Annotated in this window: 1 protein-coding gene; it reads left to right on the forward strand. The window is 70.8% G+C overall.

All coding sequences use genetic code 11. The features are described 5' to 3' along the window. On the forward strand, positions 1-400 hold a 400-nt coding region (locus LFM09_RS50160; RefSeq protein ID WP_414103741.1), incomplete at both ends, for a hypothetical protein.

Consider the following 400-nt stretch of genomic DNA (forward strand, 5'->3'; position numbering starts at 1 on the left):
CGTACTCGACGCCGCCGTACTCGACGCCGCCGTACTCGACGCCGCGTTCGGGCCGGACACCGCCGTGTTCGGGGCTGGCGTACTCGACGCCGGCGTGTTCGGGGCTGGCGTGTTGGGGGCTGGCGTACTCATTGGCGGAGCCGTCATGCCCTGCGGCAACGACTCCGCAGCCGACTCCGCAGCCGGCGACGGCACCGGCGCGGGCGTGCCGTGCTCGCCGGTCGGCATCGCGTCCAGGTTCTGCGGGCTCAGGGCCGAAGCGTTCGACACGACAGGGGTGTTCGCCGAAGAAGGAGGCGACTGCAGCGCGTTCACGGAAGTGTTCGCGGAAGTGTTCGCCGCGTCTCTCGAATCCCCCGCCACGCTCGTCACGACATCAGGCGACGACACCGCGGACACC

This window comes from Lentzea alba (assembly GCF_047445655.1).
Lineage (GTDB): Bacteria > Actinomycetota > Actinomycetes > Mycobacteriales > Pseudonocardiaceae > Lentzea > Lentzea alba_A.